The following is a 23,281-nucleotide window of genomic DNA, read 5'->3' as shown; positions in this document are numbered from 1 at the left end:
ATCCACCGATGGGGGGCCCTGACTCACCCATCGGTGGATCCTCAACTGCAGGAGTGCTCCTGAGGTTGAGGATCCACCGATGACAGGCACGGACGGCAGGCTCGAGCAGGCCGTGCGCTCCTGCTCCGTCGAGGCCCTCTCGGAGACCGACTCCAGCACCGGCCGGGGCGACGCAGCTCCGACCCGCAGCAGTCCGCAGCCGGCTGTGCTGAGGCAGGGAAGCAGCTGCCGCTCGCCCCGAAGACGCAGCGAGCCCGACCCGCAGCAGCGGATCGGGCTCGACGAGCGGGCGAGGCTCAGGCGGCGATGTGCGCCTGGAGCAGCCAGCGGTCCTTGGTGAGGCCGCGCTCGATCTCGATGGCGACGTCCTGGCTCGACAGGTCGATGTCGTCGAGGCCGGCCACGGCGGCGCGCACGGTCACGAGGGCCGCGTCGATCTGCGCGACGGTCTGCGCGACGGTGGTCTGCCAGGGCTGGAAGCCGTCGGACAGCGCCGGCAGCGTCGACTTGGCGGCCACGGTGGCCAGACGCGAGTCGAGCGGGAGGCCGAGGGCGACGATGCGCTCGGCGGCCGTGTCGGCGAAGTCCTGCGCGTGGGCGACGAGGTCGTCGAGCAGTGCGTGGACGCCGGCGAAGCTGCCGCCGCGCACGTGCCAGTGGGCCTGCTTGCCATCGACGACGAGGGCCTCGAGGTCGTGGACGACGGGGGTGAGGAACTGGGCGACGCCGGCCGCGATCTCCGACGTGGTCGCGAGGGCCGAGGGGGCGTCGGTGTGGGTGGTCGAGGTCATGTGGTGCACGTCCTTCTCAGTCAGGTTCTTCCTTCTACAACCACCACCCTCGCGGGAAATTCCATCGTGCGCAACGAAGATCAGCCTCCCCTCACGGAGCCCAGGCTCACCTGTCCTGGCCGCGGAACCGACGCAGGCGCAGGCTGTTGGTCACGACCAGGACGCTGCTCGCGGCCATCGCCAGACCGGCGATCATCGGGTTGAGCAGGCCGGAGACGGCGAGCGGGATCGCGGCCACGTTGTAGGCGAACGCCCAGAACAGGTTCGTCTTGATCGTGCGCAGGGTCGCGCGGGCCAGCCGGACCGCGTCGACCGCGGAACCGAGGTCGCCGGAGACGAGCGTCAGGTCGGACGCCGCGATGGCCACGTCGGTGCCGGTGCCCATAGCGATGCCGAGGTCGGCGGCGGCGAGCGCGGCGGCGTCGTTCACGCCGTCGCCGATCATGGCCACCACGCGGCCCTCGGCCTGCAGCCGCTGCACGGTGCGCAGCTTGTCGTCGGGCGTCACCTCGGCCTCGACCTGCTCGATGCCCACCTCCTGCGCCACCGCGGCAGCGACCACCCGGGCGTCACCGGTGAGGAGCACGGGCTCCAGACCCAGGTCGCGCAGGTCGGCCACGGCCTGGCGCGACGTCGGCTTGACCGTGTCGGCCACCGTCACGGTGCCGATCAGCGCACCGTCCGCCTCCACCGCGATGGTGGTGCCCACGTGCGCCGACGGCGCGACGTCGTGGCCGAGCCAGCCCGGACGACCGGCCCGGACCATCACGCCGTCCACGACACCGCTCACGCCCATGCCGGGGTGGTTGGCGAAGTCGGTGACCGGAAGTGGCTGGTCGACGAGCGCGGCGACGGCGCGCGCCACCGGGTGCTCCGACGCGTGCTCGACGCCGGCGGCGAGCGCCCGGAGGCGTCCGATCTCGACGCCGGGTGCCGGGGCGACGTCGACGACCCGCATCTCGCCCGTCGTGACGGTGCCGGTCTTGTCGAGCACCACGGTGTCGACACGTCGGGTCGACTCGAGCACCTGTGGGCCCTTGATGAGGATGCCGAGCTGCGCGCCGCGACCGGTGCCCACCATGAGGGCGGTGGGCGTGGCCAGCCCGAGGGCGCAGGGGCAGGCGATGATGAGCACGGCCACCGACGCGACGAACGCCTGCGTGAGCGTCCCACCGAGCACGAGCCACCCGGCGAACGTCAGCACGGCGAGGCCGATGACACCGGGGACGAACCAGGCGGACACGCGGTCGGCGAGGCGCTGCACCTCGGCCTTGCCCTCCTGCGCCTCCTCGACGAGCCGGGCCATCTGCGCCAGGCGGGTGTCGGAGCCGACGGCGGTGGCGCGCACGACGAGCCGGCCCCCGACGTTCACGGTCGCGCCGGTGACGGCGTCGCCCTCGCCGACCTCCACGGGCACGGACTCGCCCGTGAGCATCGACTCGTCGACCGCGGACGCGCCGTCGACGACCTCCCCGTCGGTGGCGATCGTCTCGCCGGGCCGCACCACGAACACGTCGCCGACCGCGACGTCGTCGACGGGGACCTGCTCCTCGCGACCGTCCCGCAGGAGGGTGACGGTCTTCGCACCGAGGTCCATGAGGGCACGCAGCGCAGCGCTGGACTGCTTCTTGGCGTTGGCCTCGAGGTAGTGCCCGCCGAGCACGAAGGTGGTGACCACGCCGGCGACCTCGAGGTAGATCTCGTGGGACCCGCCACCGGTCAACGACCACTCCATCCGCATGCCGAGCATCCCGGCACCGCCGAAGAACAGCGCCCACAGCGACCACAGGTAGGCCGCGCCGACGCCGACGGACACGAGGGTGTCCATGGTCGCGGCGCCGTGCCTGGCGTTCGTCGCGGTGGCGCGGTGGAAGGGCCAGGCACCCCACGTGACGACGGGTGTGGCGAGGGCCAGGGCCACCCACTGCCACCCGGTGAACTGCGTGGCCGGGACCATCGACAGCACGAGGACGGGCAGGCTCAGGACCGCCGAAACGACGGCTCGCCGCCGCATCGAGGCGGCGCCGTGGAGACCTTCGTGCCCGGCGTGGCCGCCGTGTCCGCGGTGGGCGTCGGGCAGCGTGGCCTCGTAGCCGGTGGCCGCGACGGCGTCGAGCAGCACCTGGTGGTCGGTGCCCTCGGGCACGTGCACGGTGGCCTTCTCGGTGGCGTAGTTGACGCTCGCCTCCACGCCGTCGAGCTGGTTGAGACGCTTCTCGACGCGCATCGCGCACGCCGTGCAGCTCATGCCGTGCACGTCGAGGCGGACGGTCTCGGTCTCCTGGGTGCTCATGAGATCGGCCCTTCCATGGTGTACCCGGCCTCCGCCACGGCCGACTCGACGGCGTCGAGCGGCGGCTCGGCAGGGCTGGTGACGGTGACGTGGGACGTGCCGTGAGGCACGAGCGCGACGGCGACGTCGGTGACGCCCTCGACGGACGAGAGCTCCTGGGTGACCGCGGCGACGCAGTGCTCGCAGGTCATGCCGGTGACGGCGTAGGTGGTGGTGCTCATGGTGTGCCCTCCTTCGGGCGGGAGTTCGGTGGGCTGCTGATCAGGACCGGACGAGCCGGGCGATCGCGGCCGAGGCCTCGGCGACCTTGGCGTCGGCCTCGGGTCCGCCCTTGCGGGCGGCGTCGACGACGCAGTGCGCGAGGTGCTCGTCGAGCAGCTTCAGTGCGACGGCCTCGAGGGCCTTGGTGGTGGCGCTCACCTGGGTGAGCACGTCGATGCAGTAGGTGTCGTCCTCGACCATGCGGGTGAGTCCGCGCACCTGGCCCTCCACACGACGCAGCCGGGCCAGCACCGCCTTCTTGTCGTCGGAGTAGCCGGGGACGACGCCGGCCTCGGCGGTGGGATCGTGGATCTCGGTCATGCCAGCAGCCTCGTCATCTCGGTGATCTCGGCGCGCTGGGCGTCGATGATCGCCCGCGCGAGGGCCTTGGCCTGGGAGTCCTGACCGTCGGCGACCTCGGTCTCGGCCATCTCCACGGCGCCCTCGTGGTGCTCGATCATCATCTGCAGCCACATCCGGTCGAAGTCGGTGCCGGTGGCCGCGGCGAGCGCACTCATCTGGTCGTCGCTCATCATGCCGGTCATGCCGTCCATGTCGTGGTCGCTGTGGTCCTCGGCCTTCGCGTCCCAGTCCTCGAGCCAGCCCTGCATGGTCTCGATCTCCGGCTGCTGGGCGTCGCCGATGCGGCCGGCGAGGTCGCGCACCGGCTCGGACGCCTCACGGGCGGGGTCGAGCGCCATCTCGGCCATCTCCACGGCCTGCTGGTGGTGCGGGATCATCTGCTGGGCGAACGTGACGTCCGCATCGTTGTGCCCGGCGTCGGTGTCGCTCTGCGAGCCGCATCCCGCGAGGGCGAGCACGGCGGCGGCGAGGAGGGGGATCAGTCGTCGAGTCATGACTCCTTTATACCCCTAGGGGGTATGGGTTTCAAGTCGCCCGCTCGTCGATCGGTCCGCCGGAGGTCCTACGCTCGCCCCATGAGCGACGTTCCCGGCCTCGACGGCGTGCTCGGCGTGGAGCACGTCGAGCTGACTCCCGACAAGGTGGTCGTGCGGTTCACGATCACCGAGCACCACCTCCAGCCCTTCGGCATCCCGCACGGCGGCATCTACTGCGCGGTCCACGAGTCGACCGCGAGCGTGGCCGGGCAGATGTGGCTGGGCGAGAGGGGCGTCGTGGTCGGCACCAACAACTCCACCGACTTCATCCGTCAGGCCAAGGTCGGCGACACCATCACGGTCACCGCCACCCCCATCCACCGAGGGCGCACGCAGCAGCTCTGGCACCTCGACTCGACCGGGGTCGACGGCAAGCTGATCGCGCAGGGCCAGGTGCGTCTGGCCAACCTCGACCAGCCGATCCCGCCCGAGACGCTGGAGAAGTTCGTGGGCGCGTACCGCACCCCGTAGACTGGGGTGGTCGGCGCGACTGGCGTTGAGGTGGACATCCACCAGGGAGCCCGACCTCCGCACGACTGCACCAGACAAGGGACCGTTCGCCTGGGCCCCGCGTCAGCCCCGACACCGCTGACCCGAGGACGTCCCCCATGATGATGACCGTGAACCCCCACGCCGCCCACCCGGCCACGACGATCGACGACGCCGACGTCAAGGTCCTGCTGCTCGAGAACATCCACGCCGACGGACGCGACTTCCTGCGCGGCAAGGGATACGACGTGCAGACCAACGCCGGTGCGCTCGGCGAGGACGAGCTGATCGAGGCGATCCAGGGCGTCCACCTGCTCGGCATCCGTTCCACCACCTACATCACGCCGAAGGTGCTGGAGGCCGCCGAGGACCTCATCGCCATCGGCGCCTTCTGCATCGGCACCAACCAGATCGACCTCGAGGCCACGAGCGCCAAGGGCGTGGCGGTCTTCAACGCGCCCTACTCCAACACGCGTTCGGTCGTCGAGCTCGCGATCGCCGAGATCATCTCCCTCGCCCGTCGCCTGCACGAGAAGTCCACCGACATGCACCGCGGAGTGTGGAACAAGTCCGCCGCCGGCAGCCACGAGGTGCGCGGCCGCACGCTCGGCATCGTCGGCTACGGCAACATCGGCAGCCAGCTGTCGGTCGTGGCCGAGGCGCTCGGCTTCAAGGTCGTCTTCTACGACATCGACGACAAGCTCGCCCTGGGCAACGCCCAGCGCTGCTCCACGCTGGAGGAGCTGCTCGAGCAGGCCGACGTCGTGACGCTGCACGTCGACGGTCGCCCCGGCAACGCGGGCCTGTTCGGCGACGAGCAGATGCGCCTCATGAAGCCGCGTGCCCTGTTCCTGAACCTCAGCCGCGGCATCGCCGTCGACACCAGTGCCCTGCGCGGGCACCTGGAGTCCGGTCACATCGCCGGCGCCGCGCTCGACGTCTTCCCGGTCGAGCCCAAGCGCCAGGGCGACCCGTTCGAGTCCGAGCTGCGCGGCATCCCGAACGTCATCCTCACCCCGCACGTGGGTGGCTCCACCGAGGAGGCGCAGCAGGACATCGGCCGCTTCGTCGCCTCGAAGCTGCGCTCGTACGCGGCGTTCGGCAGCACGTCGCTGAGCGTGAACTTCCCGGAGATGAACCTGCCGGCCGACAACAGCCGACAGCGCATCGCCCTGGTGCACCAGAACGCTCCCGGCGTGCTGGCCACCATCAACGGCCTGCTCGGCGAGCGGGGCGTCAACATCGAGGCTCAGTCGCTGTCGACCCGCGGCCAGCTGGGCTACGTCGTGACCGACGTGGCCGAGGCCGTCACGGCCGACGTGCTCGGCGAGCTCGCCGCGCTCCCCGAGACCGTCCGGCTGCGGCAGCTCAGCTGATCGGGTGAGCCCGCTGCCGGTGGCGCTGCGCCCCAACCTGATCGACCACTTCTACCGAGGTGGTGGTCGGATCGCGGCGCTGCGCGGCATCGCGACGACGTCGGACCACCAGCCGGAGGAGTGGATCGCCGCCACGGTCTCCCGTGAGGGCGACGCGCGCCTCGGCCTGTCGTCCACGCAGGACGGCACGCTGCTGCGCGACCTCGTGGTCGCCGACCCGCAGACGTGGACGGGAGGAGTCGGCGCGTGGCCCGGTGACGTCGGCCTGCTGCTCAAGCTGCTCGACGCCGGACAGCGGCTGCCCGTGCACGTCCACCCGGACCGGTCCTTCGCCGCCCGCCACCTCGACTGCCCGTACGGCAAGACCGAGGCGTGGCTGGTGCTCGACGCCGAGCCCGGCGCCGCCGTCCACCTGGGCTGGGTCGACGACGTGGACCCGCGCGACGTGGTCCGCGCCCGCGACGAGCAGGACGGCGCGTGGATGCTGCGGCACATGCACCGCATCGAGGTGCGCCGCGGCGACGGGATCCTGGTGCCGGCCGGCATGCCGCACGCCATCGGCGAGGGCGTGTTCGTGGCCGAGGCGCAGGAGCCGACCGACTTCTCGATCCTGCTGGAGTGGTCGATCACGACGTCCACCCGCGACGAGTCGCACCTGGGGCTCGGCTTCGACCTGGCCATGCAGGCCCTCGAGCACGCCGCGACGTCGACCGAGCGGCTGGCCGAGCTGTCGGTGCACCGCGACCTCGACGCCGCCGCGGACCCGCTCACGTCTCTGCTGCCGACGGAGGCCGACCCGTTCTTCCGCCTCGACCTCGCCGTCGACGGTGCGGTCGTCCCGGCCGGCTTCGCCGCCCTCGTGGTGCTCGACGGATCGGGGACGCTCCGCTGCGGCGGGGGAGACCTGGCGATCGCCAGGGGCCAGACCTACGCCGTGCCCGCCGCGGCCGGCGACTGGCACGTGACCGGCTCGGCCCGCGTGCTGATGGCGCGTCCCGGCACGGCCTGACCGCGAGGCGTCACCGCTTCCGCCGCCGGCGGGCCCTGACCACCAGCAGGCCGCACAGCACGACCAGGCCGAGGACGGCGACGACGCCCACCACGCCGAGGGCGATCTCTGCCGCAGTGGGCGCCAGCCGGGATTGCTCGACCGCCACCAGACGCTGTCCCACCGTCGACTCAGCGCAGGCTGAACGGCGGGTAGTCGTCGGTCAGCAGGTAGGCGTAGGCGTTGAAGCGCTGGTTCCAGCGCAGGTAGCCGAGCACGAACTCGCGGAGCCCCTCGGGCCAGCGGCCCAGGACGATGACGGCGAAGAACGCGATGAACCAGACGATGCTCGCGGCGATCGTGACGAAGAAGAGCACGATCATCTGCGGGATCAGCATGAAGTACCGGAAGAAGATCGTGAGCCGGCTCCGGTTCTCCTCCTGCGGCACGACGTCGACGTGCACGTGCGGGTCCTTGCCGGGGTCGGCGGTGGACGCGTCGATCGCGAACGGGGGGTAGGTGCTGTGCAGGAACCCGGCGTAGGCGTTGACGCTCGCCGAGTAGCGCAGGTACATCGCGATGAGGTCGAGCAGCGTGCGGGGCACCTTGCCGAGGATCACGCCGGTGAACCAGGCGATCACCACGACGATGCCGGCCACCACGCCGAGTGCCCACAGCACCACGAGGTGCGGGATCGCCAGGATCCACTGCACGAGGGGGCGCCAGCGTGCCACGCGATCCGGCAGGTCGAAGGTGATCGTCACCGGGTAGCCGCCGGGCGTCGGCGACGTCGGCGGGGTGTTCGGGGGCGGAGGCTGCACGCTCATGCTGGGTCCTTCTCTCGGTTCACGCGAAGGCTATCGCCAGATCGCCGAGCGTCTCGGCACATCCGGCGTCGATCTTCACGGTCGCGAGCGGGTCGCCGCGCGTCGGCCCCCGGTTCACGACCACCACGGGGGTGCCGAGGGCCGCGGCCCGACGCACGAAGCGCAGCCCGCTCATCACGTGCAGGCTCGAGCCCAGCACCAGCACGGCCGACGCCTGCGCCACGAGGTCGAAGCAGTGCTCGACCACCGGCTTGGGCACGCTGCCGCCGAAGAACACGACGTCGGGTCGCAGTCGGCCACCGCACACGCGGCACGGGGCGACGACGAATCCGGAGGTGTCGTCGAGCTGCACGTCGCCGTCGGGTCCGTGCACGACGGTCTGGTCGCTCCAGCCGGGGTTGAGCTCCTCGTGCCGGCGCTGCACCTCCTCGCGCGGGGTGACGTCGCCGCAGTCCATGCAGAGCACCCGGTCCACCCGACCGTGCAGGTCCACGACGTCCTGGTGACCGGCTCGCTCGTGCAGGCCGTCGACGTTCTGCGTGACGAGACCGACCAGACGGCCCTCGCGCTCCCACTCCACGAGCGTGTGGTGGGTCGCGTTCGGCTCCGCGTGCCCCATCCGTGACCACCCGAGGTGCGCCCGCGCCCAGTACCGCTGCAGCGCCTCGGGGCCCGAGCGCAGCTGCTGGATGGTCATCGGCGTAGGCGTCGAGAGGCGGCCCGGCCCCCGGTAGTCGGGGATGCCGGAGTCGGTGGACACGCCGGCCCCGGTCAGGACCAGCAGGCGCCCTGCGGACACGATCCGGGCGGCCTGCTCCACCCCACCGCGATCCGTGCCGACGTCCACGCCGTCGAGCCTACGTCCGGCCCGGCGTCAGCGCCCGGTCCACACGGGCGGTCGCTTCTGCGCGAACGCCGCCACCCCTTCGCGGGCGTCGTCGGACAGCAGCACGGGGCTGGCCAGCTCGCTCTGCCGCGCGAACCCTTCGTCGGGCGACCACCCGGGGGCCGTGTCGACCATCCGCTTGCCCACGGCCACCGAGAGCGGGGCGTTGGCGGCGATCCGGTGCGCGAGGTCGAGGGCGTGCTCCAGCGCCTGGCCGCGCGGGACGACGACGTTGACGAGTCCGAGCTCGGTGAGCCGGGATGCCGGGAGCGGGTCCGCGACCAGCGCCAGCTCGAGCGCGACGGCACGCGGCAGGCGGGTGGAGACGCGCCACAACCCTCCCGCGGCCGCGAGCAGCCCGCGCTTCGCCTCGGGCAGGCCGAAGGTGGCGTCGTCGGCCGCGACGACGAGGTCGGCGCACAGGGCCAGCTCGAACCCGCCCGCCAGGGCCGCACCCTCCACGGCGGCGACCGTCGGCTTCGTCGGTGGCTCGGCGGTGAGCCCCAGCGGACCGCGCCGGTCCGTCACGGGAACCTCGCCCCGGTTCGCCCCGGCCAGGTCCATGCCCGCGCAGAACGTGCCCCCCGCCCCGGTGAGCACGATGGAACGGATGGAGGCGTCGGCCTCGGCGTCGTCGACGGCACGCTCCAGGAGCTGGGCAGTGAGCCGGTCGATCGCGTTGCGCACCTGTGGGCGGTCGAGCGTGACCACCCAGACGTCGTCGCCGTCGCGCGCGGTGCGCACGGGTGCGGGCGGCGGGCCGGGAAGCGGCTGCCGTTCGCCGACGAGCACCAGGCGGTCGTCGTCGATCCGGAGCGTGCGACGCAGAGGATCGGCCGACGTGAGCAGGGCGATGTCGTCGGTGCTCTCGCGACGAAGCAGCACCCGGGCGCCGTCGGCGGTGAGTGCCGCGACGATGGCGGCCTCCGCGCTGCCGTCACGGCCGCGGACGACCGTCATCGCCTCGACGACCGCGTCCCCGGCCAGCTCGGTGAGGGCGGGACGTGGTGCCGGCCGGTCGAAGGCCGGGCGCAGGTGCGCGAAACGTCGCTCCGGGGGCCGGGCGGAGTAGACGCCCAGGGCGTGCTTGGTGGCGTACCAGCCGAGCGAGCTCGACAGGCCGTACGCGTCGGGCTGGTCGCGGAGCAGCGGCACGAGCGACGCCACCGCGTGCAGTCCGTAGCCGTTGCCCGGTCCGCCGGCCGACGTCAGTCCGCCGGTGACGCTGAGCGGACGCGTCGGGTCGTCCCACGGCAGGCCGAGCGCCTGCGCGCCCAGCTGCACCGCTGCGGGGAAGCACGAGTACAGGTCGACCGGCCCGAGGTCGTCGGCGGTGATGCCGGTGTGGTCGAGCACGGCAGCGCCTGCGGCCGCGATGGCCGGCGACGAGGCCAGGTCGGCACGTTCGGAGACGAACCACTCGTCCGTGGCGCTGGCGCCGGCATGCAGGAAGACCCACCTCTCCTGGGCGATGCCGAGGGCGTGCGCGGCCGCGACGCTCGTGACGACGACCCCAGCGGCGAGGTCGACCTGGAGGTTCGCGCACATCAGCTTCGTGTACGGGTCGCTGACCGCTCGGTTGTCCGGGGTCGCGGTCGCGATCTCGTCGGCGGTGCGCACGGTCGGGTCCCACGCGTAGGGGTTGTCGGCGGCCACGGCGCTGTGCCGGGCCCACAGGTCGGTGATGCGGGCGCGATGCGCCGCCTCGTCGCTGCCGGCGGCCGCGCGCAGCGCCGACTCGATCAGCGCATAGGCGTAGATCGGGGCCCCGAGGCCGACGCTCGTCTCGGCCTCGTTGTTCGCGGGACGGTCGGTGCCGATGACCCGGCCCGGTGCGGCGTCGGCCGGCTGACGGGTCCAGTCCGGCTCCCGGCCCTGCGCCTGCAGGGCGGCGACCGTGGCGCCGGCCTCGGCACCGCTCACCAGCACCACGTGCGCGCGACCTTCGGCCACCTCGTGGGCTGCGTCGTTCAGCGCGAGCTGTCCACCGTCGCCGCCGTAGGGCGAGGTCTGGACGGTGCCGGCGTCGTCGGCACCCACGAGCCCGGCCACGAGCCCGGCCTGGTCGGGATAGGTCCAGGACGCGCTCGGCACGGCGTGGACCAGGTCGGCCCGGGCGAGCAGGTCGGGGCCGATGCCGCTGTCCTCGGCCGCGGCGCGCAGTGCCTGTGCCGCCGTGGCCGCCGGTTCGATCGGGTCGGCCAGGTCCGGCGTGCGGACCACGACCTGGCCGACGCCGACGAGGACCGGCGTCGTCGGCTCGAGCAGCCGCCCGCTCGACTCGTGCAGCACGGGCTCGTCGGGGATGCGCGCGGGCCCGGCGCTGCCGGTCAGCAGTCCGGCCAGCGCGTCGAGCGACGTGGCCAGCGCGGTCTCGACGCTGCGCACGGCGGTGAGGCCCACCGGCCCCCGCACCGGCGGTCCGTCGAGTGCTCCGTCGAGCCGGACGGCCGAGCCGCCGTCGTGCGCCACGACCGTGCACCACAGCCCCACGGTGATGCCCATCGGGCCCGTGCCGCGCAGGGCGAAGCCGTCGGCGTCGGCGCGCTCGACCTGCCAGCGCGCCTGCGCCGGGATGTCCATGAGCGAGATCTGCTGCACGAACTCCGCGCCCTCGACCATCCGGTCCGGTCGTTCGCCGCGCCAGCTGAGGTGGAGGGTGAGCCACTCGTGGGCGCGGTCGAGGTCGGTGGCGAGCGCGACCACGTCGGCCGGGGAGGCGGCCACGTCGCGCTGGGCGTGCACGTGCCGCGCATAGCCCTGGGCGCCGGCGGGCGCGGGAACGTCGACCGTCGGTGCCGGTGGGGCCGACGCCGGCCGCACGCGCGCGACCAGGTCGGTCGCCATCACCTTCGCGGTGCTCGCGAGGACCGGCGCGACCGTGCGTGCGCCCTCGATCCATCGCGTCCCACGGGACCTCGATGCCATGACCACTCCTTGATCCCGTCCGACCGGACTGTTTCGTCGATCATCGCTGGTCGGCTCCTCGCGCGCAAGGCGCCCGGTCCGCGCTCCCGGGTAGGGTCGCGGCCATGTCGACGTCCCGGCGCCCGCAGCAGGAGCGGTCCGTCGCCACGCGCGAGCGCCTGCTCGAGGCGGCCTTCACCTGCCTGCTCGAGGGCGGGTACGGCGCGACCACGGTCGGTCACGTGCAGCAGCAGGCCGGTGTCGCGCGCGGCACGCTGCTGCACCACTTCCCGACCCGCAGCGCGTTGATGGGCGCCGTCGTGGAGGACGTCGTCGAGCGGCGGCTCGAGCTGCTCACCACGGCACGCGACGACGACCCCGCCCCCGCCAGCTGGGACGACGTGGTCGACCTGGTGTGGCGCGAGCTGCAGTCGCCGGCCTTCGTCGTCGCGCTGGAGCTGTGGGTGGCCGCTCGCACCGACGACGACCTGCGTGCCGCGCTGCTGCCGCTGCAGGAACGCATCTACCGGACGGTCCACCGGGGCGTGACGCGTCTGGTCGGCGCCGACCACCCCCGGAGCCCGATGCTCGTGCAGTTCACGATCGACCTGCTCACCGGTGCGCACCTCGCCGGGATCCTGAGTCCACGGGCAGGCACCTCCGACGTCGTCGACGCCTGGAAGGTCGCGCTGCGCGAGCTGGCGACCTCCGATCAGTCCGACGCGCGCCGGCTGTAGGCGATCGCCGCCGATCCCAGCGCCACGAACACCGCCGTCAGCACGACGCACACGACGGCGACGGCCCCCGCGCTGGACTCCGCGGAGTCGAGGAAGCCGTAGGGCACCGGCGCGGTCTGGGTGGGCGTGAGCAGGAACGTCGGCTCGGCCACCTGCGCTCGGACGAGCGTGTAGGTGAGCCACAGCACCGGGAACGCCAGTCCACCGAGCGCCGACCAGTCGAGGCGGGTGCGGGGTCGCAGCACGAGGAAGCCCACGACCGTGAGGATCGGGACGACGTAGTGGAAGATCTTGTCGAGCCACCACTCCACGCCCGTCATGTCGACGTTGCCGGCCAGGACCGTGGCGTAGACGATGCCCGTGACGGTGATGCCCGTCAGGCTCGCCAGCCTGAGCATGCCGAAGACGCGACCGCCCCGGTCGGGCCGGATCGCGAGCAGCGTGCACGTGACGACGACCAGGATGTTCGACTCGATCGTGAAGTAGCTGAACAGGTTCACGAGGCTGCGACCCTCGTTCGCCGTCAGGATCGTCTGCCCGACCAGGGCGACGAGGCCGAGGACCGCGGTGGTGGCGTGCCAGAGTCGGGTCACAGCGCCACGGTCCCACGGATCCCGACGACGGTGCGTCCGCCGACCCACGTGGTGTCCCCGTCGCGTTCCACGTGCACGCGGCCGCGTCGTCCCAGCGCGGTGCCCTGGGCGGCCACGTAGCGGTCGGGCAGGGTCCCTTCGGCGACGAGCCACTGAGCGACCGCGGCGTTGAGGCTCCCGGTGACCGGGTCCTCGCCCACCCCGCCGGGGAAGAAGGCGCGGACCTCCAGCGCGACGTCGCCGTCGGGGTGCAGGCCGACGAGACCGACCTTGTCGTGGGCGCCGCTCGACCCGAGCAGATGGGCTCGGTCGCCGTCGACGGCGAGAACCGTGGCCGCGTCACGCAGCAGCAGTCCCATCCAGCCGGGGCCGTTGTCGCACCAGTGAGCCGCGACCACGTCGTGGGCGTGCAGGCCGAGCGCCGACGTGACGGCCTCGACCTCGGCGGGATCGACGGGACCGGAGCGCATGCGTTCCGGAGCAGCGAAGGCCAGCAGGCCGTCGTCCTGGCGCACGGCCACCAGACCGACGCCGCACTCCTGCACGAGCCGGTCGCCGGACCGCGGCTGCCCGCCGGCCTCGAGCCAGGCGCGGGCCGAGCCGAGCGTGGGATGACCGGCGAACGGGAGCTCACCGCCGGGGGTGAAGATCCGCAGCCGGTAGTCGGCGTCCGGGACGGTGGGGGTGAGCAGGAAGGTGGTCTCGCTCAGGTTGGTCCACCGGGCGAACGCGGCCATCGCGTCCTCGTCGAGGCCGTCGGCGTCGTGCACGACGGCGACCGGGTTGCCGAGCCCGAGGGTGTCGGTGAAGACGTCGACCTGCGAGAAGGGGAGCATGCTCGAACCCTAGGCGTCCGCGAGCTCGACCAGCTTCGCGACGGTGAGCAGGTTGCGGCCGGTGCCGTGGTGCCCGAGCAGCTTCGCGATTCGGGCCGGCGTGAGCCTCGTGCCGGCCACGCCGTCCCGGTAGCGGATGTGCAGGTCGCGGCCGAGCACACGCACCTCGTCACCACCCCAGTCCGTGCTCTCGAAGGCCTGGACCGCGTCGGGAGCGGGTTCGGCGAGGAGGAAGTAGACGTGCGAGAACTTCGCCTCCACCACCTCGAACGGGTGGGCCTGCAGCGCCGCGCGAAGCTCGTCGACGTCGCGGGAGACGACCTCGCGGAAGAACCCGAACCTCTCCTGCACCGCCTGCTCGAGGGCGCGGTCGAAGGTGGCCGGGTCGCCCGGGGGCGTGCAGAGCAGGTTGCCGGACGCGATGTAGGTGCTCACGTCGGCCGCGCCGAGGCCGGACGCGAGGTCCCGCAGCTCGGCCATGGGCAGCTTCGCGCCGCCGACGTTGACCGCTCGCAGCAGGTGGATCCGTGTCATGGACCCAGTATGTCGACGGTCGTCCTGATCGCGCCAAGATGCGGATCGCCGCGAAACCCGTACGTTGAAGGGCGCCCCACGACGAAATACGTCAGGGTAGAGGGAGGGAACCGCATGATCATCCTCGGAGTCATCCTGCTGATCCTGGGCGCAGTCCTGGACATCTCGATCCTGTACACGATCGGCGGCATCCTGCTGGTCGTCGGTGTGATCCTCTGGATCCTCGGCGCCACGGGCCGCGCGGTCGGCGGCCGGAACCATTGGTTCTAGGCCCGACGAGCACGACGACGCCCCCGCACCGAACGGTGCGGGGGCGTCGTCGTGTGCGGGTGACGCTCAGGCGCGAGCGCGCACCTGGCGGTAGATCAGCAGGGCGACGATGGCGCCGACGATCGACAGGATGAGACCGCTCGTGGAGAGGTCCGTGACACTGCGGTCGGACGAGAACAGCGCGCCGATAAGGCCACCGACGAACGAGCCGACGACGCCGAGCACGATGGTGGCGAGGATGCCCATCGAGTCCTTGCCGGGGACGATGGCGCGGGCCAGGAGGCCGGCGACGAGACCGATGATGAGAAGCCAGATGAGGCCCATGATGGGGGTCCTTTCGGTTGGGTACGGACGGATCACGTCCGACGATCAACGCTAGGGATTCCTGACGAGATCGCACCTCGAGATAATTCTGAGGGGGTCCACATCGTCCCCTCACGCACTCCTCATCAGGCGTTCCTAGCGTCGTGGTCATGGACGTCCGTACCCTGATCGACCGACCCGAATCCACCGTGGCCCTCGTCGTCAACACCAACGCACGGCAGGGCGCGCTCGCCCTCGACCGTGCCGAGCGTCTGGTGCTGGAGCATCCCCCCGCCTCCTTGCGCAGCCATGCGGTGCACTCGGGCGCCGAGCTCGTCGCCACCCTCGACCGCGTCATGGCCGACGCCCCCGACGTGCTCGTCGTCGGCGGCGGCGACGGCACGGTCTCGTGCGCGGCGGCGCGGGTCGCCGGCACGAGCACCGTGCTCGTGGTGCTGCCGCTCGGCACGGCCAACGACTTCGCCCGCACGCTCGAGATCCCCGTCGACGTCGAGGCGGCGGTCCGCGCCGTCCTCACCGGCGAGGTCGTCGACGTCGACCTGGGACGCGTGAACGGCCACGCCTTCGTCAACGTCGCGTCCCTGGGGCTCTCGGTCGCGGTCACCGAGCGGCTCACGCCGGGTCTCAAGCGTCGGCTCGGACCGGCGGCCTACCCGGTCGCGACCCTCGCGGCGTTCCGTGGGCACCGGGGCTTCTCGGCCCGGCTCGAGCTCGACGGCCACGAGTCGCTCGAGCTCGACGACCTGCTGCAGGTCGCCGTCGGCAACGGCCGGCACTACGGCGGCGGGAACACGGTGGCGCCGAACGCCTCGCTCGACGACCACCTGCTCGACGTGTACGCGATCGAGAGGGGGCGCCTCGCCGACCACGTCTCGATCGCGCGGCTGCTGAGGAGTGGCCGGTTCGTCGAGCACGAGCGCGTGCACCACCTGACGACCCGCCGCGTGCGGGTGGTCACCGACGATCCGATGCCGATCAACCTCGACGGCGAGCTGCTCGCGACCACGCCGGCGGAGTTCACCGTGGAGCGCAACGCGGTGCGCGTGGCGGTTCCCCGGGGAAGCCGCGCCGCCCGCCTCGACGACGCGGCCTGACCACGCGACCCCGGTGATCGAGTAGTCACTGCGGCGAGCGCCAGCGAGCGCGTCGGGACGTATCGAGATCATTCGGGGCGGCTCAGCGGGAGTCGGCTCCCGGGAACCTTTGCCGAGTGGTCTCGATTCGCCGTCCCGTGCTCGCTGGCGTTCGCCGCACGGCTACTCGACCAGCGTGTGATGGGTCCGCTGGTCGAGTTGCGCGGAGCCGCGAGGGACGAGCGCGCTCCGGGTGTATCGAGATCATTCGGGGAGCTCAGCGGGAGTCGGCTCCCGGGAACCCTTGCCGAGTGGTCTCGATGCGCGCTTCCGTGCTCGTACCTCGCCGGAATCGCTACTCGACCAGCGGTTCAGGTCCTGCCCACGGCCTGAGGGTCAGAGGGTCGGGTCCTCCCCGACCTTGACCAGCAGCTTGCCGACGTTGCGGCCGGTGAGCAGACCACGGAAGGCGTCGACCGCGTTGTCGAGTCCGTCCACGACGTCCTCGAGGTAGGCCACCTTGCCCTCGGAGACCCACTGGCCCATCTCGCGGGCGAAGTCCGCGCCGTGGCTCTGCGTGAACTCGTCCTGGATGAAGCCGCGGACGGTGAGGCTGCGCGACAGCACGAGGTTCATGAACCCCGGGAAGCTCAGCGACGACTCGGGTGCCGACGTGGCGTTGTAGTTGGCCACGAGCCCGCACACCGGCACGCGGGCGTAGGTGTTGGTGCGGCGCAGCACGGCCTCTCCGACCGGCCCGGCCACGTTCTCGAAGTACACGTCCACCCCGTCGGGCGTGGCGGCCTTGAGGTCGTCGGCGAACGTCGGCGAGCGGTGGTCGAGCGCGACGTCGAAGCCGAAGTGCTCGCGGAGCAGCCGCACCTTCTCCTCGCCGCCGGCGATGCCGACGGACTTGGCGCCCTTGAGTCGGGCGATCTGCCCGACTGCCGAACCGACCGGGCCCGCGGCCGCCGCGACGACGACCGTCTCGCCCTCCGCCGGCTTGCCGATCTCGAGCAGCCCCGCGTAGGCGGTGAAGCCGGGCATGCCCAGCACGCCCAGCGCGGTCGAGACGGGAGCGACCGACGGGTCGAGGCCCTTCATCTGGCGCGCGTCGACGACGGCGTGCGTCTGCCAGCCGATGAACGCGAGCACCAGGTCGCCGACCGCCCGGTTGGGCGCCTTCGACTCCACGACCTCGCACACGGTGCCGCCGAGCACGACGTCGCCGAGCGCGAGCGACGCCGCGTAGGACTTGGCCTGGCTCATGCGCCCGCGCATGTACGGGTCGAGCGACAGGTACACCGAGCGCAGCAGCACCTGGCCGTCCTGCAGCTCGGGCAGGTCGACGGTGACGGTCTCGAAGTCGCTGTCCTTCGGCTCGCCGACGGGGTAGGCGGCGAGGCGGATCTGGGTGGTCTGTCCGGAGTGGTTCGACATGGTGGTTCTCCCTCGATGGTGGTCAGATGCGGGCGGCGAGCTCGGTCGCCTGCTTGATGGCGCGCTTGGCGTCCAGCTCGGCGGCGACGTCGGCGCCGCCGATCACGTGCGTGGTCACGCCGGCGGCCTCGAGCGGCTCGACGAGGTCGCGCACGGACTCCTGACCGGTGCACACCACGATGGTGTCCACCCGGAGCAAGAGCGCCTCGCCGGTCTCGTCCTTCTCGTCGCGTCGGACGGTCACGTGCAGCCCGTCGTCGTCGATGCGGTCGTAGGTGACGCCGCCCACGAACTCGACCCCGGAGTCCTTCAGGGTCTGGCGGTGCACCCAGCCGGTGGTCTTGGCCAGGCCCTTGCCGTGCGCGGAGTGCTTGCGCTGCAGCAGGTACACCTGCCGACGCGGCGGTGCCTGGACCTTGGTCGTGAGCCCGCCGCGCTCCAGGGCGGGGTCGGTCACGCCCCAGCGCTGCATCCAGTGCTCGAGCGACTCGTGGACGTCGTGCAGCAGGAACTCCGACACGTCGAAGCCGATGCCGCCGGCGCCGAGCACGGCCACCGTGTCGCCGACGGGCGCACCGTTCACGACCTCGTCGTAGCGGAGGACGCTGGGGTGATCGATGCCGGGGATCGACGGGATGCGGGGCTCGACGCCGGTGGCGAGCACGACCTCGTCGAAGGCTCCGCCGTTCTCCGCCCGTGGCCCGGAACCCCCGCCGGTCAGCGCCTCGACGTCGGCCCGACGACCGAGGTGCACGGTCACGCCGCGGACCTCGAGCATGCGCGTGTAGTAGCGGAGGGTCTCGCCGAACTCCTCCTTGCCCGGAATGCGCGCGGCGAGCTTGAACTGCCCGCCGATCGTCTCGTCGGACTCGAAGAGCTCCACGGCGTGGCCGCGCCCCGCCAGCTCGACGGCGGCGGCGAGCCCGGCCGGCCCCGCGCCGACGACGGCCACGCGCTTGGCCGCGCGCGTGGGCAGCAGCACCAGCTCGGTCTCGTGCCCGGCCCGCGGGTTGAGCATGCAGGTGGCGCGCTGGTTCTTGAACGTGTGATCCAGGCAGGCCTGGTTGCAGGCGATGCAGGTGATGATCTCGTCGCTGCGGCGCTCGGCGGCCTTCGCCACGAAGTCGGGGTCGGCGAGCAGCGGTCGGGCCATGGAGACCAGGTCGGCCTGGCCCGAGGCGAGCACCCGCTCGGCCACCTCGGGGGTGTTGATCCGGTTCGAGGCCACGACCGGCACGGCCGCTCCGTTCGCAGCCAGGGCCTCGCGCAGCCGTCCGGTGAGCGGCGCGAAGGCCGCGCGCGGCACCGACGTGACGATGGTGGGCACGCGGGCCTCGTGCCAGCCGATGCCGGTGTTGATGATCGAGACGCCGGCCTCCTGGACCTTGAGCGCCAGCTCGACCGTCTCGTCCCACGACTGGGCGTCGTCGACGAGGTCGAGCAGGCTCTGGCGGTACATGATGATGAAGTCGTCGCCGACCAGCTCGCGGGTGCGCCGCACGATCTCGACGGGGAACCGCATGCGCTTCTCGGCCGTGCCGCCCCACGCGTCGTCGCGCGTGTTCGTGCGGGCGGTGATCATCTGGTTGATCAGGTAGCCCTCGGAGCCCATGATCTCGACGCCGTCGTACCCGCCGCGCTGCGCGAGCGCCGCGGCCTTCGCGAAGTCGGTGGCGGTGCGGTCGATCTCCTTGGCCGAGAACGCACGCGGCCGGAAGGGGCTGATGGGCGACTTGCGACGCGACGCGCTCTTGACCAGCGGGTGGTAGCCGTAGCGGCCGGCGTGCAGGATCTGCATGGCGATCTTGCCGTCGTGCTCGTGCACGGCGTCGGTGACCACGCGGTGGGCGTCGGCGAACGAGCCGTTGTTCATGGTGCCGCCGAACGGCAGCAGCCAGCCCGTGCGGTTGGGCGAGAAGCCGCCCGTGACCGACAGCGCCACGCCACCCTTCGCGCGCTCGGCGAAGTAGGCGGCGAGCTTCGGCAGGTCCTTGCGCCGGTCCTCGAGCTTGCTGTGGATCGAGCCCATGATCACGCGGTTGCGCAGCGTCGTGTGGCCCAGGTCGAGCGGGCTCAGCAGGTGCGGGTAGTCCGGGTGGTCGGGCTGGGTGAACGGGCTGGGCTGCGACGACGGGGGCTGGGTCGGGGTGCTCATACTGGTCCTGTGATCTCGAGAGTCTCGGCGTGGGTGCTCGTGGTGGCAGGCGTGTTCAACGTGGTCATCTGGCCGCGGTTCGCGAAGGCGATCGTCGACGACGAGCGCGCGTGGGTCGGCGAGGCCTGGACCAGTGCGCCCACCGCGTTCTTCTGGGTGCACGCGGTGCTCATCGGAACGGCCGTGACCCTCGGACTCTGCGTGCTCGTCATCGGGGTGCGGGCCCTTCGAGCCGGGCGAGGATCTCGTCGCACCAGCTGATCGCGGTCTGCTCGCCGAGGATCCCGCCGCGCAGCACGAGCCACGGGCCGACGTCGGCGGCGTCGAGGGCGCCGGGGTCGGGGTAGAAGCGCTCGGCGCTGGCCTCGTAGTAGCCGAGCTTCTCGGCGTGCTCGGCACGCTTGCGGTGCACGTCGGCCAGGATCGCGTCGCGGTCGCCGTGCTCGAGGGCGCGCAGCTTGACCGCGAAGGGTGACCGCAGTGGCTCCATGGTCGACGGCTCGGTGGTGAACCGGACCAGCTCCGCGCGGCCGGCGTCGGTGATGGCGTAGACCTTCTTGTCGGGCCGTCCGTCCTGGGCCACGACCTGCGACGTCACGAGGTCGTCGGCGTCCATGCGGCCCAGCACCTTGTAGATCTGCTGGTGGCTGGCCTTCCAGAAGTTGCCGATCGAGGCGTCGAAGCGGCGCGCCAGCTCGTAGCCCGTGGCGGAGCGTTCCGCGAGGGACACGAGGATCGCGTGCTCGAGCGCCATGGTCCGAGAGTACATATGCAACCAGTTGCACAGCAACTACGACGCCTAGAGTGACGTGCATGTCGATCTTCGCCGTGACCTACACCTACGGAGCGCCCGAGGAGCAGCTCGCGACGCTGCGCACCGAGCACCGCGACTACCTCGCGAACCTGCCCGAGCTGCTGATCAGCGGCCCGGCGTCCGACAGCCGCGAGGCGGTGCTGGTGTTCCGCGCCGACTCGCGCGAGCAGGTCGAGGCCCTCGTGGCCGCCGACCCCTTCGTGGCTGCGGGATTCGTCGGTGAGCACGTGGTGCGCGACTGGAAGCCGATCCTCGGCTCACTGGCCGGGCACTTCACGGCCTGACGACGGGCGCGCCGTACGATTTCGCCCATGCGCCTGACCCCCCTCGCGGCCGCTGCTGCAGCCACGCTCGCCCTCGCCACCGCCTGTGCCCCCGCCGACGAGTCGGACTCCTCCGACGACTCCGCCGGAGCCGTCTCGCTGGACCAGTGCCAGGGCGACGACCTCGACCTGCACGAGGCCGGAACCCTGACGATCGCCACCGACACCCCCGCGTACGAGCCGTGGTTCACCGACGACGACCCCACCAACGGCAAGGGGTACGAGGGCGCCGTCGCCCGCGCGGTCGCCGAGAAGCTGGGCTTCGGGCCCGACGAGATCACGTGGATCACCCAGGGCTTCAACGAGGCCGTCAAGCCGGGCGACAAGGCGTTCGACTTCGACATCAACCAGTTCTCGATCACGAGCGAGCGCGAGAAGGTCGTCGACTTCTCAACCCCCTACTACAAGGCCCAGCAGGGGGTCATCACTCTCGAGGACTCCGAGTACGCCGACGTCACGAGCCTGGCGGACCTGAAGGACGCCAAGGTCGGCGCCCAGGTCGGCACCACGTCGCTCGAGGCCACCGAGCAGCTCGGCCTCTCGTCGGACCCGCTCGTCTACGACGACACCTCCAAGGCCGCGCAGGCGCTGCAGAACGGCCAGGTCGACGCGATCATCGCCGACGTCCCCACCGCGTTCTACCTCGTGTCCGCCGAGCTCGACGGTGCGACGCTCGTCGGCCAGTTCGAGCCGCGCACGGGTGAGTCCGAGGAGTTCGGCCTGCTGCTCGACAAGGACTCGCCGCTGACCCCGTGCGTGAGCGCCGCGGTCGACGCGCTCGCCGACGACGGCACCCTCGAGAAGCTGCAGACGCAGTGGCTGTCGACCGAGGTCGACGTGCCCGAGCTGAGCCAGTCCTGAGCACCCACCACCAGCCCAGCGAGCGCCAGCAGGCCCGGGAGCGGTACCGCCGCTCGCGGGGCCTGCGGCGCGGGGGCGTGGCGGCAGGCTCGACGCTCGCCGTGCTCGCCGTTCTGGCCCTCGTGGTGCTGAACGCCCCGGGCTGGGAGCGGGTGCAGCGCACCTTCTTCGACTGGCAGGACGCGAAGGACTCCGCCGGACCGATCGCCGAGGCCTTCTGGCTCAACGTGCGGCTGTTCCTCGTGTGCGAGGTGCTGATCCTCGTCGTCGCCCTCGTGGTCGCGGTGGTGCGGGTGGTCCCGTCGCCGGCCATGGCCCCGCTGCGGCTCATCGCCACGGTGTACACCGACGTCTTCCGCGGCACGCCGACACTGCTGGTGGTGCTGCTCGTGGGCTTCGGCGTCCCGGCGCTCAACCTGACCGGCCTGCCGACCAGCCTGTTCTGGCTCGGCGTGGTCGCCCTCACGCTCAGCTACGGCGCCTACGTGGCCGAGGTGATCCGCGCCGGCATCCTGTCGGTCCACCCGACGCAGTGGGCGAGCGGCCGCGCCCTCGGGTTGTCCTACGGGCGCACGCTCCGTCATGTCGTGCTGCCGCAGGCCCTGCGCCGCCAGGTGCCGCCGCTGCTCAACGACTTCGTGTCGCTGCAGAAGGACACCGCCCTGCTGTCGACCATCGGCCTGGTCGAGGCACTGCGACAGGCCAACATCATCGCCAACCGCGACTTCGTGTTCACGCCGCTCGTGGTCTCCGCCGTCCTGTTCATCGCGGCGACCATCGTCATCGCGCGGGTCGCCGACTGGCTGTCGATCCGCAGCATGCGCAGGGAGGCGGGTGCCTGATGCTGAGGATCGAGCAGCTGCGCAAGTCGTTCGGCTCCACCGAGGTGCTGAGGGGCATCGACCTCGTGGTCGAGCCCGGCAAGGTCGTGTGCCTCATCGGTGCGTCCGGCAGCGGGAAGTCGACGTTGCTGCGGTGCATCGACCTGCTGGAGACCGTCGACGACGGGACCGTCTGGCTGGCCGACGACGCCGGGTCCGAGCAGGACATCACCGATCCCCGCGTCGACATCGACGCGATCCGACGCCGCATCGGCATCGTCTTCCAGGCCTACAACCTCTTCCCGCACCTCAGCGTGCTGCAGAACCTCGTGCTCGCACCGACGAAGGCGGCGGGCGTGTCGAAGGCCGACGCCCGGACGCGCGCCCTCGCGCTGCTCGACCGGGTGGGCCTGGCCGACAAGGCGTCGGCGTACCCGGACTCCTTGTCCGGTGGTCAGCAGCAGCGGGTCGCGCTGGCCCGCGCCCTGGCGATGGACCCCGAGGTGCTGCTGCTCGACGAGATCACGTCGGCGCTGGACCCCCTGCTGGTCGGCGAGGTCCTCGACGTCGTCCGTGGCCTGCGGGCCGACGGCATCGCCGTGGTCATGGCCACGCACGAGATGTCGTTCGCACGCGAGGCGAGCGACGTCGTGGCCTTCCTGGCCGACGGCGAGATCGTCGAGATCGGCCCTCCCTCGCAGGTCTTCGACGACCCGCAGGACCCGCGCACCGCGGCGTTCCTCGCCCGGTTCCGCAGCTGAGCTGCGGCGGTAGGGTCGAGCG

At 71.8% G+C, this 23,281-nt stretch carries 27 protein-coding genes; 11 read left to right on the top strand and 16 right to left on the bottom strand.

What is annotated here, in order from left to right:
* Nucleotides 1-296 precede the first annotated feature (296 nt).
* From RQG84_RS04310 to RQG84_RS04290, 5 genes are all read right to left on the bottom strand, one after another.
* Nucleotides 297-791: a Dps family protein gene (locus tag RQG84_RS04310; protein ID WP_055962296.1), complete on the bottom strand. Its 495-nt coding sequence runs from the start codon at nt 789-791 to the stop codon at nt 297-299.
* 106 nt (nt 792-897) lie between these two features.
* Nucleotides 898-3,084, bottom strand: coding sequence for a heavy metal translocating P-type ATPase (locus tag RQG84_RS04305; RefSeq protein WP_311209011.1), 2,187 nt, complete (start codon nt 3,082-3,084; stop codon nt 898-900).
* Nucleotides 3,081-3,305 carry a heavy metal-associated domain-containing protein gene (locus RQG84_RS04300; protein ID WP_311209010.1) on the bottom strand — a complete coding sequence of 75 codons (225 nt, stop codon included), beginning with the start codon at nt 3,303-3,305 and terminating at the stop codon, nt 3,081-3,083. The genes RQG84_RS04305 and RQG84_RS04300 overlap by 4 nt, the downstream gene beginning before the upstream one ends.
* Before the next feature lie 40 nt (nt 3,306-3,345).
* Entirely contained in the window at nt 3,346-3,666 is a 321-nt protein-coding gene (locus tag RQG84_RS04295; protein WP_056556950.1) for a metal-sensitive transcriptional regulator, read from the bottom strand.
* The gene (locus RQG84_RS04290; RefSeq protein ID WP_311209009.1) at nt 3,663-4,202 is read right to left on the bottom strand and encodes a DUF305 domain-containing protein; all 540 of its coding nucleotides are present in this window, start codon (nt 4,200-4,202) and stop codon (nt 3,663-3,665) included. Before RQG84_RS04290 ends, RQG84_RS04295 begins: the two co-directional genes overlap by 4 nt.
* 81 nt (nt 4,203-4,283) lie before the next feature.
* Between RQG84_RS04290 and RQG84_RS04285 the strand changes: the two genes are divergently transcribed.
* From RQG84_RS04285 to RQG84_RS04275, 3 genes are all read left to right on the top strand, one after another.
* Nucleotides 4,284-4,715: a PaaI family thioesterase gene (locus RQG84_RS04285; RefSeq protein ID WP_311209008.1), complete on the top strand. Its 432-nt coding sequence runs from the start codon at nt 4,284-4,286 to the stop codon at nt 4,713-4,715.
* A 137-nt stretch (nt 4,716-4,852) separates the two neighbouring features.
* Entirely contained in the window at nt 4,853-6,109 is a 1,257-nt protein-coding gene (gene serA / locus RQG84_RS04280) for a phosphoglycerate dehydrogenase (protein WP_311209007.1), read from the top strand.
* A 4-nt stretch (nt 6,110-6,113) separates the two neighbouring features.
* The gene (locus RQG84_RS04275) at nt 6,114-7,118 is read left to right on the top strand and encodes a class I mannose-6-phosphate isomerase (protein ID WP_311209006.1); all 1,005 of its coding nucleotides are present in this window, start codon (nt 6,114-6,116) and stop codon (nt 7,116-7,118) included.
* Nucleotides 7,119-7,128: 10 nt separating this feature from the next.
* Here the strand turns inward: RQG84_RS04275 and RQG84_RS04270 are convergent, their stop codons facing one another.
* From RQG84_RS04270 to RQG84_RS04255, 4 genes are read right to left on the bottom strand one after another with little or no spacing between them, the layout of a single operon-like run.
* Nucleotides 7,129-7,281: a hypothetical protein gene (locus RQG84_RS04270; RefSeq protein ID WP_311209005.1), complete on the bottom strand. Its 153-nt coding sequence runs from the start codon at nt 7,279-7,281 to the stop codon at nt 7,129-7,131.
* A gap of 7 nt (nt 7,282-7,288) precedes the next feature.
* Nucleotides 7,289-7,924 (bottom strand): DUF4389 domain-containing protein, encoded by a 636-nt coding sequence (locus tag RQG84_RS04265; RefSeq protein ID WP_311209004.1) that lies wholly within the window; start codon nt 7,922-7,924, stop codon nt 7,289-7,291.
* A 19-nt stretch (nt 7,925-7,943) separates the two neighbouring features.
* Nucleotides 7,944-8,771 carry an NAD-dependent protein deacetylase gene (locus RQG84_RS04260; RefSeq protein ID WP_311209003.1) on the bottom strand — a complete coding sequence of 276 codons (828 nt, stop codon included), beginning with the start codon at nt 8,769-8,771 and terminating at the stop codon, nt 7,944-7,946.
* A 27-nt stretch (nt 8,772-8,798) separates the two neighbouring features.
* On the bottom strand, nt 8,799-11,738 hold the full coding sequence (locus RQG84_RS04255; protein ID WP_311209002.1) for a crotonase/enoyl-CoA hydratase family protein: 2,940 nt from the start codon (nt 11,736-11,738) through the stop codon (nt 8,799-8,801).
* Between the two features lie 104 nt (nt 11,739-11,842).
* On the opposite strand from RQG84_RS04255, the gene RQG84_RS04250 reads away from it, so the two are divergent.
* Nucleotides 11,843-12,454, top strand: a complete 612-nt coding sequence (locus tag RQG84_RS04250; protein WP_311209001.1) for a TetR/AcrR family transcriptional regulator — start codon at nt 11,843-11,845, stop codon at nt 12,452-12,454.
* Here RQG84_RS04250 and RQG84_RS04245 read toward each other — a convergent pair.
* From RQG84_RS04245 to RQG84_RS04235, 3 genes are read right to left on the bottom strand one after another with little or no spacing between them, the layout of a single operon-like run.
* Nucleotides 12,430-13,047, bottom strand: a complete 618-nt coding sequence (locus RQG84_RS04245; RefSeq protein WP_311209000.1) for a Pr6Pr family membrane protein — start codon at nt 13,045-13,047, stop codon at nt 12,430-12,432. The two genes, RQG84_RS04250 and RQG84_RS04245, sit on opposite strands and share 25 nt — an antisense overlap.
* Entirely contained in the window at nt 13,044-13,883 is an 840-nt protein-coding gene (locus RQG84_RS04240; RefSeq protein WP_311208999.1) for a PhzF family phenazine biosynthesis protein, read from the bottom strand. The genes RQG84_RS04245 and RQG84_RS04240 overlap by 4 nt, the downstream gene beginning before the upstream one ends.
* A 9-nt stretch (nt 13,884-13,892) precedes the next feature.
* Nucleotides 13,893-14,417 (bottom strand): DUF1697 domain-containing protein, encoded by a 525-nt coding sequence (locus RQG84_RS04235; RefSeq protein WP_311208998.1) that lies wholly within the window; start codon nt 14,415-14,417, stop codon nt 13,893-13,895.
* Between the two features lie 114 nt (nt 14,418-14,531).
* Between RQG84_RS04235 and RQG84_RS04230 the strand changes: the two genes are divergently transcribed.
* Entirely contained in the window at nt 14,532-14,687 is a 156-nt protein-coding gene (locus tag RQG84_RS04230; RefSeq protein ID WP_164468785.1) for a DUF6131 family protein, read from the top strand.
* 66 nt (nt 14,688-14,753) lie between these two features.
* On the opposite strand, the gene RQG84_RS04225 is transcribed toward RQG84_RS04230, so the two are convergent.
* On the bottom strand, nt 14,754-15,011 hold the full coding sequence (locus tag RQG84_RS04225; RefSeq protein ID WP_055962257.1) for a GlsB/YeaQ/YmgE family stress response membrane protein: 258 nt from the start codon (nt 15,009-15,011) through the stop codon (nt 14,754-14,756).
* A 149-nt stretch (nt 15,012-15,160) separates the two neighbouring features.
* On the opposite strand from RQG84_RS04225, the gene RQG84_RS04220 reads away from it, so the two are divergent.
* A complete protein-coding gene (locus tag RQG84_RS04220; RefSeq protein WP_055962254.1) occupies nt 15,161-16,105 on the top strand; it encodes a lipid kinase in 945 nt (314 codons plus the stop codon).
* Nucleotides 16,106-16,480: 375 nt separating this feature from the next.
* On the opposite strand, the gene RQG84_RS04215 is transcribed toward RQG84_RS04220, so the two are convergent.
* A complete protein-coding gene (locus RQG84_RS04215) occupies nt 16,481-17,524 on the bottom strand; it encodes an NADP-dependent oxidoreductase (protein WP_311208997.1) in 1,044 nt (347 codons plus the stop codon).
* Between the two features lie 22 nt (nt 17,525-17,546).
* The gene (locus tag RQG84_RS04210) at nt 17,547-19,679 is read right to left on the bottom strand and encodes an NADPH-dependent 2,4-dienoyl-CoA reductase (RefSeq protein ID WP_311208996.1); all 2,133 of its coding nucleotides are present in this window, start codon (nt 19,677-19,679) and stop codon (nt 17,547-17,549) included.
* 9 nt (nt 19,680-19,688) lie between these two features.
* Between RQG84_RS04210 and RQG84_RS04205 the strand changes: the two genes are divergently transcribed.
* On the top strand, nt 19,689-19,940 hold the full coding sequence (locus tag RQG84_RS04205) for an SCO4848 family membrane protein (RefSeq protein ID WP_311208995.1): 252 nt from the start codon (nt 19,689-19,691) through the stop codon (nt 19,938-19,940).
* Here RQG84_RS04205 and RQG84_RS04200 read toward each other — a convergent pair.
* Entirely contained in the window at nt 19,888-20,433 is a 546-nt protein-coding gene (locus RQG84_RS04200; RefSeq protein ID WP_311208994.1) for a PadR family transcriptional regulator, read from the bottom strand. The two genes, RQG84_RS04205 and RQG84_RS04200, sit on opposite strands and share 53 nt — an antisense overlap.
* A gap of 59 nt (nt 20,434-20,492) precedes the next feature.
* Here RQG84_RS04200 and RQG84_RS04195 point away from each other — a divergent pair, with 59 nt between their 5' ends.
* The 4 genes from RQG84_RS04195 (at nt 20,493) to RQG84_RS04180 (ending at nt 23,259) form a co-directional block, all read left to right on the top strand.
* Nucleotides 20,493-20,777, top strand: coding sequence for a YciI family protein (locus RQG84_RS04195; protein ID WP_055962246.1), 285 nt, complete (start codon nt 20,493-20,495; stop codon nt 20,775-20,777).
* A 27-nt stretch (nt 20,778-20,804) separates the two neighbouring features.
* Nucleotides 20,805-21,677 (top strand): ABC transporter substrate-binding protein, encoded by an 873-nt coding sequence (locus tag RQG84_RS04190; RefSeq protein WP_311208993.1) that lies wholly within the window; start codon nt 20,805-20,807, stop codon nt 21,675-21,677.
* 77 nt (nt 21,678-21,754) lie between these two features.
* The gene (locus tag RQG84_RS04185) at nt 21,755-22,519 is read left to right on the top strand and encodes an amino acid ABC transporter permease (RefSeq protein ID WP_311208992.1); all 765 of its coding nucleotides are present in this window, start codon (nt 21,755-21,757) and stop codon (nt 22,517-22,519) included.
* Complete coding sequence (locus RQG84_RS04180) at nt 22,519-23,259, top strand: amino acid ABC transporter ATP-binding protein (RefSeq protein ID WP_311208991.1); 741 nt, start codon at nt 22,519-22,521, stop codon at nt 23,257-23,259. Before RQG84_RS04185 ends, RQG84_RS04180 begins: the two co-directional genes overlap by 1 nt.
* The last annotated feature ends 22 nt before the right edge of the window (nt 23,260-23,281 follow it).

This window comes from Aeromicrobium sp. WCS2018Hpa-31 (genome assembly GCF_031843905.1).
Classification (GTDB): Bacteria; Actinomycetota; Actinomycetes; order Propionibacteriales; family Nocardioidaceae; genus Aeromicrobium.
The sequence above is the reverse complement of the archived record's forward strand: the minus strand, read 5'-3'. Positions and strand labels throughout refer to the sequence as shown.